Below are 14,810 nucleotides of genomic sequence, written 5' to 3'. Positions count from 1 at the left end.
ACCCAAGTTAGGCGGTCGGTCCGACAGTCTTGTCGGGGGTGTGGGTAATCATCGGGGTGTGACGGGAGAAGTGATCAGCACCGCGGCCATCGTCCTCGCCCTGTTGTTGGGCCTGGGCCTGGTGCTGCTGTGGCGGATGTACCAGGAAAGCGTGCGGCGCAGCGACGCGGCCTTCGCCGCCGTGCAGGCCGAGCGGGACCGGTACGACCAGCAGCAGACCGCGCTCCGGCGGTACGAGGTGGCCTTCGCCTCGATCACTGGAAGGGGTGAACTTGGCGAGCAGGTGCTGGTCGAGACGGCGCGGGCGCTCGGGCTGCGCGAGGGCCTGCACTTCACCCTGCAGACCGATCTGGCCGGTGGCGGCACGGTGCGGCCGGACATGGTGCTGATGGTCGGCGGCGGCCGCCGGGTGCCGGTGGACGCCAAGATGAGCATGGCCTGCTGGGCCGAGGCGGTGGAGACCGACAACCCCGAGGAACGTGCCGACGCGCTGCGCGTACACGTGCGCAACATCCGGTCCAGGGCGGCGGAGCTGGCGGGCAAGGGCTACGCCCGCTGGGCCGACGCGATCTACGGGACGATCATGTTCGTGCCCTCCGACACCGCTGTGGTCGCGGCCATGGACACCGATCCGGAACTGTTGCGCTGGGTACTGGACCGCCGGGTTTTCCTCTGCGGGCCAACGGGTTTCGCCGTGCTGGCCTCGGCCGCGCTGTTCGCGGCGACCGAGCGGGCCATCGCCGAGGACGTGGACCAGGTGCGCACCCAGGCCGCCGGGGCGCACCGGGCCGCCAGTACCGCCGTGGACGCGGTGAACCTGTCCAGCACGCACCTGCAGCGGTTCCTGTCCGCGCGCCGACGCGAGCTCGACGCGCTGGAGAGCTTCCGCTCGGCGGTGCAGCCGCTGACCGACGCCGCGGCGAGCCCGACCCCGATCGCCGGGGTGCGTCGGGCCGACGAGCTGTCCGCGACCCCGGGCGGGCAGCGCACGGCGGGCGAGGAGACGGAGGTGATCGGCGAGAGCAGCTAACAGCGCACAAACACCGGACAAACGGCACCTCGCGCACTGGTTTTGCCCGGTCATACGCGTAGTGGCCACCGCTCGGAGGAGTGACTGGAGCGGTCCTGGACCCGGCTTTGACGAGGTTCAGCACACAAACGGGCTACCGTGTCGTTCGTGACCGCCACGCGCGATCGCCGAAGCGATCTTGACAACGACCCGGTGCACCCCTCCTGGGGCGAGCGTCCCGCCCTCGGTTCCAGGGCCGTGCCCTGGTGGGGAGCCGTGCTGCTGGCGTTCGTGCTGACGCTCGCGGGCACCGTCATCGACCTGAAGACCAGCGGCTCGCTGAACTGGGTCTTCAAGGTGGCCTACGTGCTGGGTTGTGTGCTGGCTGTGACCCTGGTCAAACGCAGGAGCCTGTTCGGGCCGATGGTGCAGCCGCCGCTGATCATGGCGGTGGTGGCCGCGCCCACCCTGGCCCTGTTCACCGGTGGCTCCTCGGGCGGCCTGATGGGCAAGGCGATCGCGGTCGGTCCGCCGCTGATCGGCAACTTCCCGGTGATGGCGGTCGCCACCGTGCTGACGCTGGTGATCGGCGGCATCCGCATGGTGCTGCAGCGCAAGCCCGCGCTGGACTCGGAGGAGGACTCCGCCGAGGAGCGCCCGCGCCCCCGAAGGCCCGAGCCCGCCGCGAAGGGCACCGCGGCCCGTCCCCGGCCGAACGCGCAGCCGCCCGCCCGTGAGCGGGAGCGCCCGCCGGGACCGGCCCGTGACCGCGCGGAGCGTCCCGAGCGCGCGGACCGCCCGGACCGCGGCGACCGCCCGCCGCCGCCCCGTGGTGGGGCCGGTGGCCGGGGTGTGCCGCCCGGTGGACGCCCGGCCCCCGGTGCCGGTGGCCCCGTGCGCGGCGCGGGTGGACAGGGGCGGCCCGCACCCGGTCGCGGCAGGCCCGCGGCTGGTGGCCGCCCACCGCAGCCGCCGCCGAGGCGACCGCGCCGTCCCGAGGACGACGAGTACTGACAAGACGAGTGAGGGGCCGCGTCCACATCGGACGCGGCCCCTCACTCGTCGGTGGCCTGGGTCAGCGAACCAGGTCCCTGCGCAGTTCCTTGGGCAGCGAGAAGGCGATCTTCTCGTTGGCGGTGGTGATCTCCTCGACCTGGCCCCAGCCGCGCTCGGCCAGGTAGTCCAGCACCTGCATGACCAGCACGTCGGGCACCGAGGCCCCGCTGGTCACGCCGACGGTGCGCACACCGTCCAGCCAGGTCTCGTCGATCTCGCGGGCGTAGTCGATCAGGTACGAGGCGCGGGCGCCCGCCTGCAACGCGACCTCGACCAGCCGCTTGGAGTTGGAGGAGTTGGTCGAGCCGACGACCAGCACCAGGTCGCACTCCGGGGCCATGGTCTTCACCGCGACCTGGCGGTTCTGCGTGGCGTAGCAGATGTCGTCGCTGGGCGGGGCCTGCAGCAGCGGGAAGCGCTGCTTGAGCTGGTCCACCCGCTCCAGGGTCTCGTCCACGCTCAAGGTGGTCTGCGACAGCCAGATCACCTTGCTCGGGTCGCGCACCACGACCTTGTCCACGTCCTCGGCGGTGTCCACGAGCTGGATGTGCTCGGGCGCCTCACCGGCGGTGCCCTCGACCTCCTCGTGGCCCTCGTGGCCGATCAGCAGGATGTCGTAGTCGTCACGGGCGAACCGCTGCGCCTCCTTGTGCACCTTGGTGACCAGCGGGCAGGTCGCGTCGATCGTGCGCAGCTTGCGCTCGGCGGCCTGCTCGTGCACGGCGGGCGAGACCCCGTGCGCCGAGAACACCACGAGCGCGCCCTCGGGCACCTCGTCGGTCTCGTCCACGAAGATCGCGCCGCGCTCCTGCAGGGTTTCCACGACGTGCCGGTTGTGCACGATCTCCTTGCGCACGTACACCGGGGCGCCGTAGGTCTCCAGCGCGCGTTCCACCGTCTCCACCGCGCGGTCCACGCCCGCGCAGTAGCCGCGCGGCTTGGCCAGCAGCACACGCTTGGGCGGCAGTGCGCCGTCCTGGTCACGGTGTTGGTCGGTACCGGGGCTTGACGGGGTCATGACCCAAGGGTACTGGGGTCGCCGGGGCTCTCACCGGGACGGCGGGTTGCCTGCGTCACGCCGCCTCCGCGTCACCCGGTGGACTACACCGCTGGGCAGGAGGCCCCGACTCAGGCAGGCTAGTGGCCATGAAGTCGTCACTGCCGTTGCCGGTCCGCGTCGCGGCGGGCCTGGCGGTCCTCGCTGTCGAACAGGCCCGCAAGCTGCCCGAGCAGTTGACGGGCCTGCCTGTGACGGTGGTCAGCCAGGCACTTCAGCTGTCCATGCGGGTCCAGCAGCGGGTGACCGAACTGGCCATCAAGGGCGATGACGCGCTGGCCTCGCTGCGTCCCGCGGAGGAGACCCCGGAGTGGGCCACCTTCGACGAGGACGAACCGGAGGACACCTCCGCCGACGCCGAGGTCACCGACCTGTGGGCGCAGGAGGAGCAGGCCTTCGCCGAGCAGTCGGAGGGCACCGAGGAGTTCGGCGAGCCCGAGTACACCGGTGCGGGCGACGGCCCGGCCGTGCTGCCCGAGTACGACGGGCTCACCGTGCCGCAGCTGCGCGCGCGGCTGCGCCGCTTCACCGTGGACGACCTCCAACAGTTGCTGGACTACGAGCGCGCGCACTCCGCGCGGCCCGCCTTCGTCGGCATGTTGACCAGACGCATCTCGACGGTGCGTGCCCAGGAGTGAGCAGCGAGCGAGGAGAACGACAGCCCGTGACGACGCCCGGCCCCACCACCGCCGAGCAGCCGTGGCCGGTGCGCACGGTCACCCGCAAGATCGCCGACTGGATCAGCAGGCTCGGCGCGGTGTGGGTGGAGGGTCAGATCACCCAGATCTCCGCGCGGCCGGGCACCTCGACGGCCTTCATCGTGCTGCGCGACCCGACCGCCGACGTGTCGATCAACCTGACCTGTGCCACGAACCTGGTGCGCTCCATGGAGCCGCCACTGACCGAGGGCAGCCGGGTCGTCGTGCACGGCAAGCCCAGCTTCTACGCGGGCCGCGGCACGCTGAGTCTGCGCGTGGACGAGATCCGCGCGATGGGCATCGGCGAGCTGCTCGCCCGTATCGAGCGGCTGCGCAAGCTGCTGGCCGCCGAGGGACTGTTCGACCCCAGGCGCAAGCGACCGCTGCCGTTCCTGCCCGGCACGATCGGGCTGGTCACCGGCCGGGCCTCGGCCGCTGAGCGCGACGTGCTCACCAATGCCCGCGGACGCTGGCCCGCCGCCCGGTTCCGGGTGGTCAACGTGGCGGTGCAGGGGGTGTCCGCCGTCCCGCAGGTGATCACCGCCCTGGGCACGCTGGACGCCGACCCCGAGGTGGACGTGATCATCGTGGCCCGCGGCGGCGGCAGCGTGGAGGACCTGCTGCCGTTCTCCGACGAGGCGCTGTGCCGTGCCGTGGCCGCGTGCCGCACGCCGGTGATCAGCGCGATCGGGCACGAACCGGACACACCGCTGCTCGACCACGTCGCCGACCTGCGCTGCTCCACGCCCACGGACGCGGGCAAGCGGGTGGTGCCCGACGTGGCCGAGGAGACCCAGCGCATCGGCCAGCTGCGCGACCGCGCGCGGCGGGCCCTGCGCGGCTGGGTGGACCGCGAGTGCCGCCTGCTCGACGCGCTGCGCAGCAGGCCGGCGCTGGCCGACCCGCACAGCCCGCTGCGCAGGCGTGCCGAGGACGTCGAGGCGCTGCGGGAACGCGGGCGCCGTGCGGTGCGCGCCAGCCTGGGCACGGAGGAGGCTGCCCTTTCGGGCATCCGAGCCAGGTTGACCACCTTGGGCCCGGCCGCGACCCTGGCCCGGGGCTACGCCGTGGTGCAGGGTGTCGCCCAGGACGGCGGCACCTCGGTGCTGCGTTCGGTCGCCGACGCGCCCCCGGGAACGCGATTGCGGGTACGGCTCGTTGACGGGGCGGTACGTGCCGTCGTGTCCGACGACGACACCCAGGGCGAGCGGAGGTAGGGGTGACCAGCCCGGCACGGGAACCCACGTTCCTCCCGCTCACGGTCTCGGCCGCGCGCTCGGCGGCGGCCACGCTCGGCCCCTCGTTGCGCACCCGTGCCGCCGAGGTCGTGCAGCACCGCGCGGAGGCCGCCGACTCGGCCGCGGCCGAGTGCTGGATCTCGCTGCTCGCCGGGTGCGACTACCCCGGACGGCACGCGTTACCCTCGCGTCTTCGCGAACTGACCGAGGCGACCTCGGTGTATGCGGGGACGCAGTGGTGGCACGGGGACGGATCGGTGCACCGCAGGCGTGTCGCCGCCGCCGAGGGCCGCATCGACGAGGCGGTGCGCGAACTCGACGGCGAGGAGTTCGCCGAGGCGTTCGTCGGGTACGACCAGGCGCTGGCCACCGTGGTGGTCGGCGTGCAGAGCCGGATGGGGACCACAGCCACATGACCGAGTCAGCACCCGAGTCACTCGGGTACGAGGCCGCCCGCGACGAACTTGCCGAGGTGGTCCGCAGGCTGGAGGCAGGCGGTCTGTCCCTGGAGGACTCGCTGTCCCTGTGGGAGCGCGGCGAGGCGCTGGCCAAGGCCTGCGAGCAGCACCTGGCCGGCGCCCGGCAGCGGGTGGACGCCGCGCTGGCCGTGGTCGAGGAGGACGTGGCCGAGCCCGGCTCCTGAGCTACCCGCGTGCCACCAGCGGGGCGGTCTGGGTCGCCTCGGCGAGCACGCGGAACTCCGCCTCCTGCGCGCTGCCCGAGATCAGCAACCGCACCCCGTCCCGCTCGGTCAGCCAGGACCTCTCCTGGCGCCGGGCCGGGTAGACGGTCCACCGCACGCCCTTGACCTCGACGGTGCCGGTGGCGCTCGGCGCGGTCGTGCCCTCGGTCTCCGACTTGGCCAGGTCGGCGGCGTCCGCCTGCGACTGGGACAGCCGCAGGTAGGCCCCGCCCGCGGTGAGCCAGCCGATCTGGATCGCGGGCCGGGACCTGTCGCCCAGCCCGACCGGCACGGTGGCCGCCGAGTTGGCCCGCCAGCCCGTGGGCAGCGCGGGCTCGCGCACCGGGAAGTCCACGCCCGCGGCGGCACCCTTGAGCTGCGCGGCCTCGTCCACGGTCGGCGCCGCCCCGGAGTCCACGGTGGGCCCGCCGGGGCTGAACGAGCAGCCGCGCCCGAGGCCCAGGATCGCGAAGATCACCACGAGCAGCGCGGCGAGGGACAGCAGCATGTCGCGGGCGCCCTGCGCGCCACGTCCGGTGGGGCGCTGCGGGGCCGGGGTCTCAGGCACGCCCCCATCGTCTCAAGCCAGTCCGCGGGCGGCAGCACCGCGTCACGGACCGTTAGTTGTGTCACGCGGAATCGATCACGGTCGGTGAACAACGGCGGGTTCTGGGAGGATTCCGGGGTAATCCCCACGTGCACCGCAGGTCCGGTCAACGGCGACCGGCCGCGTCGACCAGGGAGGCCGAATGACCACCTCTGGACCGTCCACCAGCAGCTCGCGGCGCACCCCCGAAGCGCCTGACCGCAACCTCGCGATGGAACTGGTCAGGGTGACCGAGGCCGCCGCGATGGCGGCCGGGCGCTGGGTCGGCCGCGGCGACAAGAACGGTGGCGACGGTGCCGCCGTGGACGCCATGCGCAAACTGATCGGCACCGTGTCCATGCGCGGGACCGTCGTGATCGGCGAGGGCGAGAAGGACGAGGCGCCCATGCTCTACAACGGCGAGCAGGTCGGCAACGGGGACGGCCCGGAGTGCGACGTGGCCGTGGACCCCGTGGACGGCACCACCCTGATGAGCAAGGGCATGCCCAACGCGGTCGCCGTGCTCGCGGTCGCCGAGCGCGGCTCCATGTACGACCCGTCCGCCGTGTTCTACATGGAGAAGATCGCCACCGGGCCGGAGGCGGCCGAGGTCATCGACCTGACCGCGCCGATCTCGGAGAACATCCGCCGGGTGGCCAAGGCCAAGCAGCTCGACGTCAGCGACGTCACCGTGTGCATCCTGGACCGGCCCCGGCACGAGCAGCTGGTCAAGGAGGTCCGCGAGGCGGGCGCCCGGATCCAGTTCATCGCCGACGGGGACGTGGCGGGCGCGATCGCCGCGGCCCGCCCGGACACCGGTGTGGACCTGCTGCTGGGCATCGGCGGCACACCCGAGGGCATCATCACCGCCTGCGCCATGAAGTGCATGGGCGGCGCGATCCAGGGCAGGCTCTGGCCGCAGGACGACGCCGAGCGGGCCAAGGCGCTCGACGCCGGTCACGACCTGGACCGGGTGCTGACCACCGACGACCTGGTGCGCGGGGACAACGTGTTCTTCTGCGCCACCGGGGTCACCGACGGCGGCCTGGTGCGCGGGGTGCACTACACCGCGGGCGGCTGCACCACGCAGTCGATCGTCATGCGCTCCAAGTCGGGCACCGTCCGAGTGATCGACGGCTTCCACCGGCTGACCAAGCTGCGCAAGTACTCCTCTGTGGACTTCGACCGGTTGGAGGCCGAGGGCGCGCTGCCCCCGCTGCCCTGATCGCGGAGGAGGCCAAACCGTTACCCGAACCGGGAACCCGCCACACAACCCGGTGCCACCCTGCCACGTCGTAGGTGGTGTTAGAGGTCGTGAGTCCTGAGGGGTGTTCCCGGTGCGGGTGAACAAGATCGTGTTAGCGGCGGTGGCCGCGCTCGCCACGCTGACCGCGTGTTCCAGCCAGGTCAGCCTGGCGTCCAACGCCTCGCCCGCGAGCGCGACCACCACGGCGAGCAGCACTGCCCCGACGACCACGACCACAACGGTCGCGCCGACCACGACCACGACGACCACCAAGGTCACCACGACCACACCCCCACCGCCGCCGCCCACGACGACCACCACCAAGCCCAGGCCGGTCGGCAACGCGCCGGGCACGCCGTGCAAGGCGACCGTGGCCGCCTGCGTGAGCAAGTCGCAGGGCAAGGCGTGGCTGATCTACAACGGCCAGGTGCTCTACGGGCCGGTGCCGATGATGCCCGGCAAGGCGAGCGCGCCGACCCCGGTGGGCATGTTCCAGGTGCTGTGGAAGGTGCAGCACGACAAGAGCAAGGAATTCAACAACGCGCCGATGGAGAACTCCGTCTACTTCACCTCCGGCGGCGTGGCCTTCCACGAGGGCAGCCTGAGCGTGCCCTCGGCCGGGTGCGTGCACCTGACCATGGCCGCCTCGGCCAAGTTCTTCGCCAACCTCGACCAGGGGGACCCGGTCCAGGTCGTTGCCTGAGCGACAGGGCCCCGCGCGGTGCGGGGCCCTGTTCTCGTGCTCAGCCCGCGTTGCTGGAATGCCCCGGGAACAGGTGCGCCTGCGGGTCCAGTTCGACGGCCAGGTTGTTGACCGCCGTCGCCGCCTCGCCGAACCCCGTGGCGATCAGCTTCACCTTGCCGGGATAGGTCGCCACGTCGCCCGCGGCGTAGATCCGCTGCCGCGCGGTCCGCATGGTCGAGTCGACCAGCACCGCGCGGTGGTCCAGTTCCAGGCCCCAGGACTCGATCGGCCCCAGGTCGGCGGTGAAGCCCAGCGCGGCGACCACGGCCTGCGCGGGCAGCACCTTGCGGTCGCCCGACTTGAGCTTGATCTCCAGCTCGGACAGCTCCGGATCGCCGCGCAGCTCGGCGACCTCCGCGTCGGTGATGATCGGCACGCCGAGCTCGCGCACCTTGGTGACCGTTGCCTGGTGGGCGCGGAACGCCGCCCTGCGGTGCACCAGCGTCACGCTGCGGGCGATCGGGTGCAGGGCCAGCGCCCAGTCGAAGGCCGAGTCCCCGCCGCCGACCACGACCACGTCCTGGTCCCGGTGGGCGTCCAGCGCGGGCACGAAGTAGACCACCCCGCGCCCGACCCAGTCCCCGCCCGCGGGCAGCGGCCTCGGCCGGAACTCACCCATGCCCGCGGTGATCAGCACCGCCTTGGTGCGCACGGTCTGCCCGTCGGCCAGGCCCACGGCGAGCCCGTCGGCGGTCTGCTCGATCGTTCTGGCCTGACGGCCCAGCAGGTAGCGGGGCTTCCACTGGTCGGTCTGCTCGACCAGTGCGGCCACCAGGTCCCGTCCGCGCACGGCGGGGAACCCGGCCACATCGAAGATCATCTTCTCCGGGTACATCGCGGTGACCTGCCCGCCGGGTTCGGGCAGCGCGTCGACCAGGGCGACCGACAGCTCGCGGAACCCGGCGTAGTAGGCGGCGAACAGGCCCGTGGGGCCCGCGCCGACGATGAGCAGATCAACTTCGACGTCCTCGACAGGAGTCATGGATCCCCAGCTTTCCGCCTGTGGTGGGAGGCAGCGCTCAGTCCTATTCCACGACTCTAGGTGCTGCACGCCACGCTGCCCAGGGAGCGCGCGGGGGCCAGACTCAGGACATGGCTGAGCAGTCCTACCGAATCGAACACGACACCATGGGCGAGGTGCGCGTCCCCGCCGACGCGCTGTGGCGGGCACAGACCCAACGGGCCGTGGAGAACTTCCCGATCTCCGGCCGCGGGCTGGAACGCGCCCAGATCCGCGCGCTGGGACTGCTCAAGGCCGCCGCCGCCAAGGTCAACGAGCGGCTGGGCGTGCTGGAGCCGGATCTGGTCGCCGCCATCGTCGAGGCCGCGCAGGAGGTCGCCGACGGACAGCACGACGAGCACTTCCCGATCGACGTGTTCCAGACCGGGTCCGGCACCTCCTCGAACATGAACGCCAACGAGGTGATCGCCACGCTGGCCACCCGCAAGCTCGGGCGCGAGGTGCACCCGAACGACCACGTGAACGCCTCGCAGTCCTCCAACGACACGTTCCCGACCACGATCCACCTCGCCGCGACCGAGGCGATCGTCGCCGACGTGGTGCCGGCGCTGGAGCACCTGGCCACGGTGCTGGAGACCCGCGCCGAGCAGTGGCGCGACGTGGTCAAGTCCGGGCGTACGCACCTGATGGACGCCGTGCCGATCACGCTGGGCCAGGAGGCGGGCGGCTGGGCCTCGCAGGTCCGCTACGGCGTGGAGCGACTGCGGTCCAGCCTGCCGCGACTGGGCGAGCTGCCCATCGGCGGCACGGCGGTGGGCACCGGCCTGAACGCCCCCGAGGGCTTCGGCGCCGCCGTGTCCTCGGAGCTGGCGGAGCTGACCGGCCTGCCGGTGACCGAGGCGCGCGACCACATCGAGGCCCAGGCCAGCCGGGACGGCGTGGTCGAGGCCTCCGGCCAGCTGCGCACCGTGGCGGTCTCCCTGTTCAAGATCGCAAACGACCTGCGCTGGCTGGGCTCCGGCCCGCGCACCGGCCTCGCCGAGCTGGCCCTGCCCGACCTGCAACCCGGGTCCTCGATCATGCCGGGCAAGGTCAACCCGGTGATCTCCGAGGCGACGATGATGGTGGTCGCCCAGGTGATCGGCAACGACGCGGCCGTGGCCTTCGCGGGCACGCAGGGCAACTTCGAGCTCAACGTGATGCTGCCGGTCATCGCCCGCAACGTGCTGGAGTCCGCCAGGCTGCTGGCCGCCGTGGCGCGGCTGCTCGCCGACAAGGTGATCGCCGGGGCCGAACCCGATGTGGAGCGCATGCGCGAGTACGCCGAGTCCTCACCCTCGGTGGTGACCCCGCTCAACCGCTACCTCGGCTACGAGGAGGCGGCGGCCATCGCCAAGCAGTCGCTCAAGGAGCGCAGGACTATCCGCGAGGTCGTGCTCGCCCGCGGGCACGTGGACCAGGGGCGGATCACCCTCGAACAGCTGGACGAGGCGCTGGACGTGCTTCGGATGGCACGCGGCGGCCGCTGAGCTCACGCCTGCGGCGCAGGCCCAGCACGCAGCCACCGGCGACCGCGAGGGCGCCGACCACCCCGGCCAGGCTCATCGGCTGGAGTCCGAGCAGCACCGACACCACCAGCCCGGACACCGGCATCAGGCCGATGAGCACCCCGGCCCGGTCGGCGCCGATCGCGGCCACGCAGGTGTACCAGCAGGTGAACGCCACCGCGGTGACGAGCACCGACAGCACGCCGAGCGCCACGGCCTCGCCCTGGGTCGGCAGCCGCCAGGCAGCGGCTCCGTCCACGGCCGTGGCCACCACCGCGCCGCCGACCGCCGCGATCAGGCAGGCCCAGGTGGACACCTCCAGCGCGCCGAGCCGGTTGACCGTGCCGACCGCGCACAGGGTGAACAGCACCTCGCCGACCATGCACAGCAGGGCCAGCACCAGCCCAGGCCCGTGCCAGGACCCGCCGCCGGTCAGCACGGCGACGCCGAGCACCACCAGCGCCGCGCCCAGCAGGGCGGCCACGGCGGGGCGCCGCCCGCCGAGCAGCGGCACGGCGACGGCCAGCACCAGGGGTGAGACCCCGACCACCGCCGACACGAAGCCCGGCGTGGCGTACTGCTCGGCGGCCAGGATCGCGGCGTTGAACCCCAACATGCCCGCGATCACCATGCCGGCCATGCCCGCGAGATCGCGCAGCCCCGGCTTGGGCAGGCGCCGACCGCGCGCGAGCAGCACACCCAGCAGCACCAGTCCGCCCACCGCGTAGCGGATCGCCTGCCCGGCAAGCACCGGGTAGCCGCCCAGCAGTGCCGTGACGGGGAACGAGGCGCCGACGATGAGGATGCCGGTGGCACCGCTGGCCACGGCCCGGTAGGTGTTCTGTGCGCTCACGGACGCAGTCTGCCTCGGAAGTGGACCAGCAATATGCTCCACTTCCATGGCTGAGTCTTGGACCACTTTTCGCGAGCTGCTGCTCCCACCCGGTGTCGGCGGCCAGCTCTGCAACCGGGGCCGCAGCCTGGAGCTCGCCCTGCGCGAGGCGATCCGGACCGGGCGGCTGCACCCCGGCAGCAGGTTGCCCTCCAGCCGGGACCTGGCCAGCCAGCTCGGACTGGCCCGGGGCACCGTCACCGCCGCCTACGGCCAGCTCGTCGCCGAGGGCTACCTGGTCGCCAGGCACGGCTCGGGCACGGTGGTCGCCAGCACGGTCTGTACGGCCATGTCCGCGCCAGCCCCGCCGGACCAGCCCGAACGCTGGCGGTTGGACCTGCGTCCCGGGCTGCCCGCACTCGGCGCCTTCCCCAGGGCCGAGTGGCTAGCCGCCACCCGCGCGGGTCTCGCCGCGCTCCCCGACGAGGCGCTGGGCTACCCCGACTACGCGGGCCTGCCGGACCTGCGTGCGGAGCTCGCGGGCTACCTGGGACGAGTCCGGGCCGTGCTCGCCATACCGCAGGACGTGGTGATCACCCACGGCGTCGCGGAGGGGCTCGGGCTGCTGGCGCGTGTGCTGCGGGGCACCGGCCACCGGACCATCGCGGTGGAGAACCCCAGCCACCGCGGTCAGGCCGACCTGTTCCGAGCACACGGCCTCACCCCGGTGCCGATCACCGTCGACGACCACGGCCTCCGCGTGGACGAGCTGGCCGCCAGCGGCGCGCGGGCGGTGCTGGTCACCGCCGCCCACCAGTTCCCGCTGGGCGTGGTGCTGCACCAGGAGCGCAGGCGCGCCCTGCTGGCCTGGGCCCGTGACCACGACGGGCTGGTGATCGAGGACGACTACGACGCCGAGCACCGCTACGACCGGCACGCCATGGGTGCGGTGCAAGCGCTGGACCCGACCCGCACCGCCTACCTCGGCAGCGTGAGCAAGGTGCTCGCCCCCGCCCTGCGCATCGGCTGGCTGATCGCCCCGCCGTCGCTGCGCGAGGCCGTGGTGACGGCCAAGCACTACAACGACCTGGGCTGCGGGCCACTGCCCCAGGCCGCGCTCACCCACCTGCTGCGGACCGGTGGGTATGAGCGCCACCTGCGACGGACCAGGAGCCTGTACCGGCGCAGGCGGGACGCCCTGCTCACCGCCGTCGGCGAGCACCTGCCCGGCTGGCGTCCCGTCGGTGTGGCGGCGGGGCTGCACCTGGTGCTGAGGCTGCCGGACGGTGCCGACGACCTGGCGCTGCAACGGTCTTTGGCGGCGAACGGGGTGAACGCCCTCGCACTGTCCAACTACGTGCCGGACGGCGCGGCCCCACCCTTTCCCGGGCTCGTGGTCGGCTACGCCTGGCTGACTCCTGATCGGCTGCGATCCGCGGTCGAGCTCATGGCCGCCGTCTGGTCATGAACCACCTCCTCCCACTCGGTCCACCGCGTGGGGCCCAGTGTGCGACCGACCACCGACAAGTTGACGTAATCGCAGGTCAGAGGTGCTGAACCAGAAATTGTCGGTGCCCGGGTCCACCATGGACACATGCTCTTCGCCGACGTCGTCACCACCTCAGCGGCCGTGGCCTCAACCAGGTCCCGGCTGGCGAAGGTGGCCGCCCTCGCTGAGTTGCTCGCGCAGCTGCCCGAGGCCGAGGTGGAGCCCGCGACCGCGTTCCTGGTGGGGCTGCCTCGCCAGGGCAAGCTGGGTGCGGGCTGGCGCACCCTGTTCCGCATCCAGGTCGACCCGGCCGACCGGGCTTCGCTCACCCTGAGCGAGGTCGACCAGTCGCTGACCACGCTCGCGGCCACCAATGGCAAGGGATCCACGCAGCGCAGGACCGAGTTGCTGACCGGTCTGCTGAGCCGTGCCACCGCCGAGGAGCAGGACTTCCTGCGCAGGCTGCTGACCGGGGAGTTGCGGCAGGGCGCGCTGGAAGGCGTGATGACCGACGCCGTCGCTGCCGCGTTCGAGGTACCGGCGGATTCGGTGCGCAGGGCCTTCATGCTCTCCGGCCGGCTGCACACCACCGCGGTCGCCGCACGAACCGGCGGCGTGACCGCACTGGCCGATTTCGGGCTGGAGGTTGGTCGCCCGGTGCGGCCGATGCTGGCCTCCCCCGCGGAGTCCCTGGACGGGGCGCTGGCCGAACTGGGCCAGGTCTCGGTGGAGTACAAGTTGGACGGTGCCCGCATCCAGGTGCACAAGCAGGGCGACGAGGTCCTCGTCTACACCAGGACACTGCGGGAGATCACCGCGAGCGTGCCGGAACTGGTCGAGCACGTCCGAGGACTGCCGTGCGAGTCGGTTGTGCTGGACGGCGAGACGCTGGCGCTGACCGAGGACGGTCGCCCGCGCCCCTTCCAGGAGACGATGAGCCGCTTCGGTGCCAGCAGCTCCAGGGAGTTGCTGTTGCACCCCTACTACTTCGACTGCCTGCACCTCGACGGCCGGGACCTGCTCGACCTGCCGCTGCGCGAGCGGCTGTCGGCGCTGGACTCGGTGGCCGGGGCCTTCCGCATCCCGGGTGCGGTCGAACCGAGCGCCGAGCAGGCCCTGCGGGTGCAGGAGGCGGCCGCGGCCGCCGGACACGAGGGGGTGATGGTCAAGGCACTGGATTCGCCCTACGCGGCGGGTCGCAGGGGACGGTCCTGGCAGAAGGTCAAACCCGTGCACACGCTCGACCTGGTGGTGCTGGCCGCCGAGTGGGGGCACGGTCGCCGCAAGGGCCTGCTGTCCAACCTGCACCTGGGCGCGAGGGACCCGGACGGCGGTCCGCCGGTGATGGTGGGCAAGACCTTCAAGGGGCTCACCGACGAGTTGCTGCGCTGGCAGACCGAGGCTCTGTCGGCGATAGCGACGGAGCGGAGCGACTTGGCCGAAGAACCGCTTGCAGGGTCGAGCTTCGGCGTCGTGCACGTGCGGCCGGAACTGGTGGTGGAGATCGAGTTGGACGGGGTGCAGGTCAGCCCGCGCTACCCGGGTGGTGTGGCGCTGCGGTTCGCGCGGGTCCTGCGGTACCGGCCGGACAAGGAGGTGCCCGAGGCCGACACCATCGACCAGGTCAGGGCGTTGCTGCCCGGCTGAGGCCACGAGCACGTAGC

At 72.3% G+C, this 14,810-nt stretch carries 15 protein-coding genes; 11 read left to right on the top strand and 4 right to left on the bottom strand.

Annotation, left to right across the window (positions count from 1 at the left end; translation table 11 throughout):
* The first annotated feature begins 58 nt into the window (after nt 1-58).
* Both KALB_RS04465 and KALB_RS04460 read left to right on the top strand, forming a co-directional pair.
* On the top strand, nt 59-1,030 hold the full coding sequence (locus KALB_RS04465; RefSeq protein WP_042220224.1) for a DNA recombination protein RmuC: 972 nt from the start codon (nt 59-61) through the stop codon (nt 1,028-1,030).
* A 147-nt stretch (nt 1,031-1,177) separates the two neighbouring features.
* Nucleotides 1,178-2,023, top strand: coding sequence for a DUF6542 domain-containing protein (locus KALB_RS04460; RefSeq protein WP_025354525.1), 846 nt, complete (start codon nt 1,178-1,180; stop codon nt 2,021-2,023).
* A gap of 61 nt (nt 2,024-2,084) precedes the next feature.
* Here the strand turns inward: KALB_RS04460 and KALB_RS04455 are convergent, their stop codons facing one another.
* Entirely contained in the window at nt 2,085-3,083 is a 999-nt protein-coding gene (locus KALB_RS04455) for a 4-hydroxy-3-methylbut-2-enyl diphosphate reductase (RefSeq protein WP_025354524.1), read from the bottom strand.
* 128 nt (nt 3,084-3,211) lie between these two features.
* Here KALB_RS04455 and KALB_RS04450 point away from each other — a divergent pair, with 128 nt between their 5' ends.
* The 4 genes from KALB_RS04450 to KALB_RS04435 are packed head-to-tail and all read left to right on the top strand — an operon-like array spanning nt 3,212 to nt 5,701.
* Entirely contained in the window at nt 3,212-3,760 is a 549-nt protein-coding gene (locus KALB_RS04450) for a lipid droplet-associated protein (RefSeq protein ID WP_025354523.1), read from the top strand.
* 26 nt (nt 3,761-3,786) lie between these two features.
* Nucleotides 3,787-5,037: an exodeoxyribonuclease VII large subunit gene (gene xseA, locus KALB_RS04445; RefSeq protein WP_025354522.1), complete on the top strand. Its 1,251-nt coding sequence runs from the start codon at nt 3,787-3,789 to the stop codon at nt 5,035-5,037.
* 2 nt (nt 5,038-5,039) lie between these two features.
* Nucleotides 5,040-5,474 (top strand): hypothetical protein, encoded by a 435-nt coding sequence (locus tag KALB_RS04440; protein ID WP_025354521.1) that lies wholly within the window; start codon nt 5,040-5,042, stop codon nt 5,472-5,474.
* Nucleotides 5,471-5,701, top strand: coding sequence for an exodeoxyribonuclease VII small subunit (locus KALB_RS04435; protein ID WP_025354520.1), 231 nt, complete (start codon nt 5,471-5,473; stop codon nt 5,699-5,701). Before KALB_RS04440 ends, KALB_RS04435 begins: the two co-directional genes overlap by 4 nt.
* 1 nt (nt 5,702) lies before the next feature.
* Here the strand turns inward: KALB_RS04435 and KALB_RS04430 are convergent, their stop codons facing one another.
* Nucleotides 5,703-6,308, bottom strand: coding sequence for a DUF4245 domain-containing protein (locus KALB_RS04430; RefSeq protein WP_025354519.1), 606 nt, complete (start codon nt 6,306-6,308; stop codon nt 5,703-5,705).
* A 181-nt stretch (nt 6,309-6,489) separates the two neighbouring features.
* On the opposite strand from KALB_RS04430, the gene glpX reads away from it, so the two are divergent.
* Nucleotides 6,490-7,551 (top strand): class II fructose-bisphosphatase, encoded by a 1,062-nt coding sequence (glpX, locus tag KALB_RS04425; RefSeq protein WP_025354518.1) that lies wholly within the window; start codon nt 6,490-6,492, stop codon nt 7,549-7,551.
* Nucleotides 7,552-7,663: 112 nt separating this feature from the next.
* On the top strand, nt 7,664-8,275 hold the full coding sequence (locus KALB_RS04420) for a L,D-transpeptidase (protein ID WP_030107811.1): 612 nt from the start codon (nt 7,664-7,666) through the stop codon (nt 8,273-8,275).
* Between the two features lie 40 nt (nt 8,276-8,315).
* On the opposite strand, the gene KALB_RS04415 is transcribed toward KALB_RS04420, so the two are convergent.
* Nucleotides 8,316-9,299: an NAD(P)/FAD-dependent oxidoreductase gene (locus KALB_RS04415; protein ID WP_025354516.1), complete on the bottom strand. Its 984-nt coding sequence runs from the start codon at nt 9,297-9,299 to the stop codon at nt 8,316-8,318.
* 110 nt (nt 9,300-9,409) lie between these two features.
* Between KALB_RS04415 and KALB_RS04410 the strand changes: the two genes are divergently transcribed.
* The gene (locus KALB_RS04410) at nt 9,410-10,807 is read left to right on the top strand and encodes a class II fumarate hydratase (RefSeq protein WP_025354515.1); all 1,398 of its coding nucleotides are present in this window, start codon (nt 9,410-9,412) and stop codon (nt 10,805-10,807) included.
* Here the strand turns inward: KALB_RS04410 and KALB_RS04405 are convergent.
* Entirely contained in the window at nt 10,746-11,678 is a 933-nt protein-coding gene (locus tag KALB_RS04405) for a DMT family transporter (RefSeq protein WP_051912869.1), read from the bottom strand. The genes KALB_RS04410 and KALB_RS04405 overlap by 62 nt on opposite strands.
* Nucleotides 11,679-11,724: 46 nt before the next feature.
* On the opposite strand from KALB_RS04405, the gene pdxR reads away from it, so the two are divergent.
* Together pdxR and KALB_RS04395 are read left to right on the top strand one after the other, a co-directional pair.
* Complete coding sequence (gene pdxR / locus KALB_RS04400) at nt 11,725-13,125, top strand: MocR-like pyridoxine biosynthesis transcription factor PdxR (protein ID WP_025354513.1); 1,401 nt, start codon at nt 11,725-11,727, stop codon at nt 13,123-13,125.
* A 126-nt stretch (nt 13,126-13,251) separates the two neighbouring features.
* A complete protein-coding gene (locus tag KALB_RS04395) occupies nt 13,252-14,793 on the top strand; it encodes an ATP-dependent DNA ligase (RefSeq protein ID WP_025354512.1) in 1,542 nt (513 codons plus the stop codon).
* The last annotated feature ends 17 nt before the right edge of the window (nt 14,794-14,810 follow it).

The organism is Kutzneria viridogrisea DSM 43870, assembly GCF_000525635.1.
Classification (GTDB): Bacteria; Actinomycetota; Actinomycetes; order Mycobacteriales; family Pseudonocardiaceae; genus Kutzneria; species Kutzneria viridogrisea.
The sequence above is the reverse complement of the archived record's forward strand: the minus strand, read 5'-3'. Positions and strand labels throughout refer to the sequence as shown.

Excerpts from the sequence above, each read along its gene's own strand:
- pdxR (WP_025354513.1), top strand. The coding sequence starts at position 11,725 with ATGGCTGAGTCTTGGACCACTTTTCGCGAGCTGCTGCTCCCACCCGGT.
- KALB_RS04455 (WP_025354524.1), bottom strand. The coding sequence starts at position 3,083 with ATGACCCCGTCAAGCCCCGGTACCGACCAACACCGTGACCAGGACGGC.
- KALB_RS04395 (WP_025354512.1), top strand. The coding sequence starts at position 13,252 with ATGCTCTTCGCCGACGTCGTCACCACCTCAGCGGCCGTGGCCTCAACC.
- KALB_RS04450 (WP_025354523.1), top strand. The coding sequence starts at position 3,212 with ATGAAGTCGTCACTGCCGTTGCCGGTCCGCGTCGCGGCGGGCCTGGCG.
- KALB_RS04415 (WP_025354516.1), bottom strand. The coding sequence starts at position 9,299 with ATGACTCCTGTCGAGGACGTCGAAGTTGATCTGCTCATCGTCGGCGCG.
- glpX (WP_025354518.1), top strand. The coding sequence starts at position 6,490 with ATGACCACCTCTGGACCGTCCACCAGCAGCTCGCGGCGCACCCCCGAA.
- KALB_RS04410 (WP_025354515.1), top strand. The coding sequence starts at position 9,410 with ATGGCTGAGCAGTCCTACCGAATCGAACACGACACCATGGGCGAGGTG.
- KALB_RS04435 (WP_025354520.1), top strand. The coding sequence starts at position 5,471 with ATGACCGAGTCAGCACCCGAGTCACTCGGGTACGAGGCCGCCCGCGAC.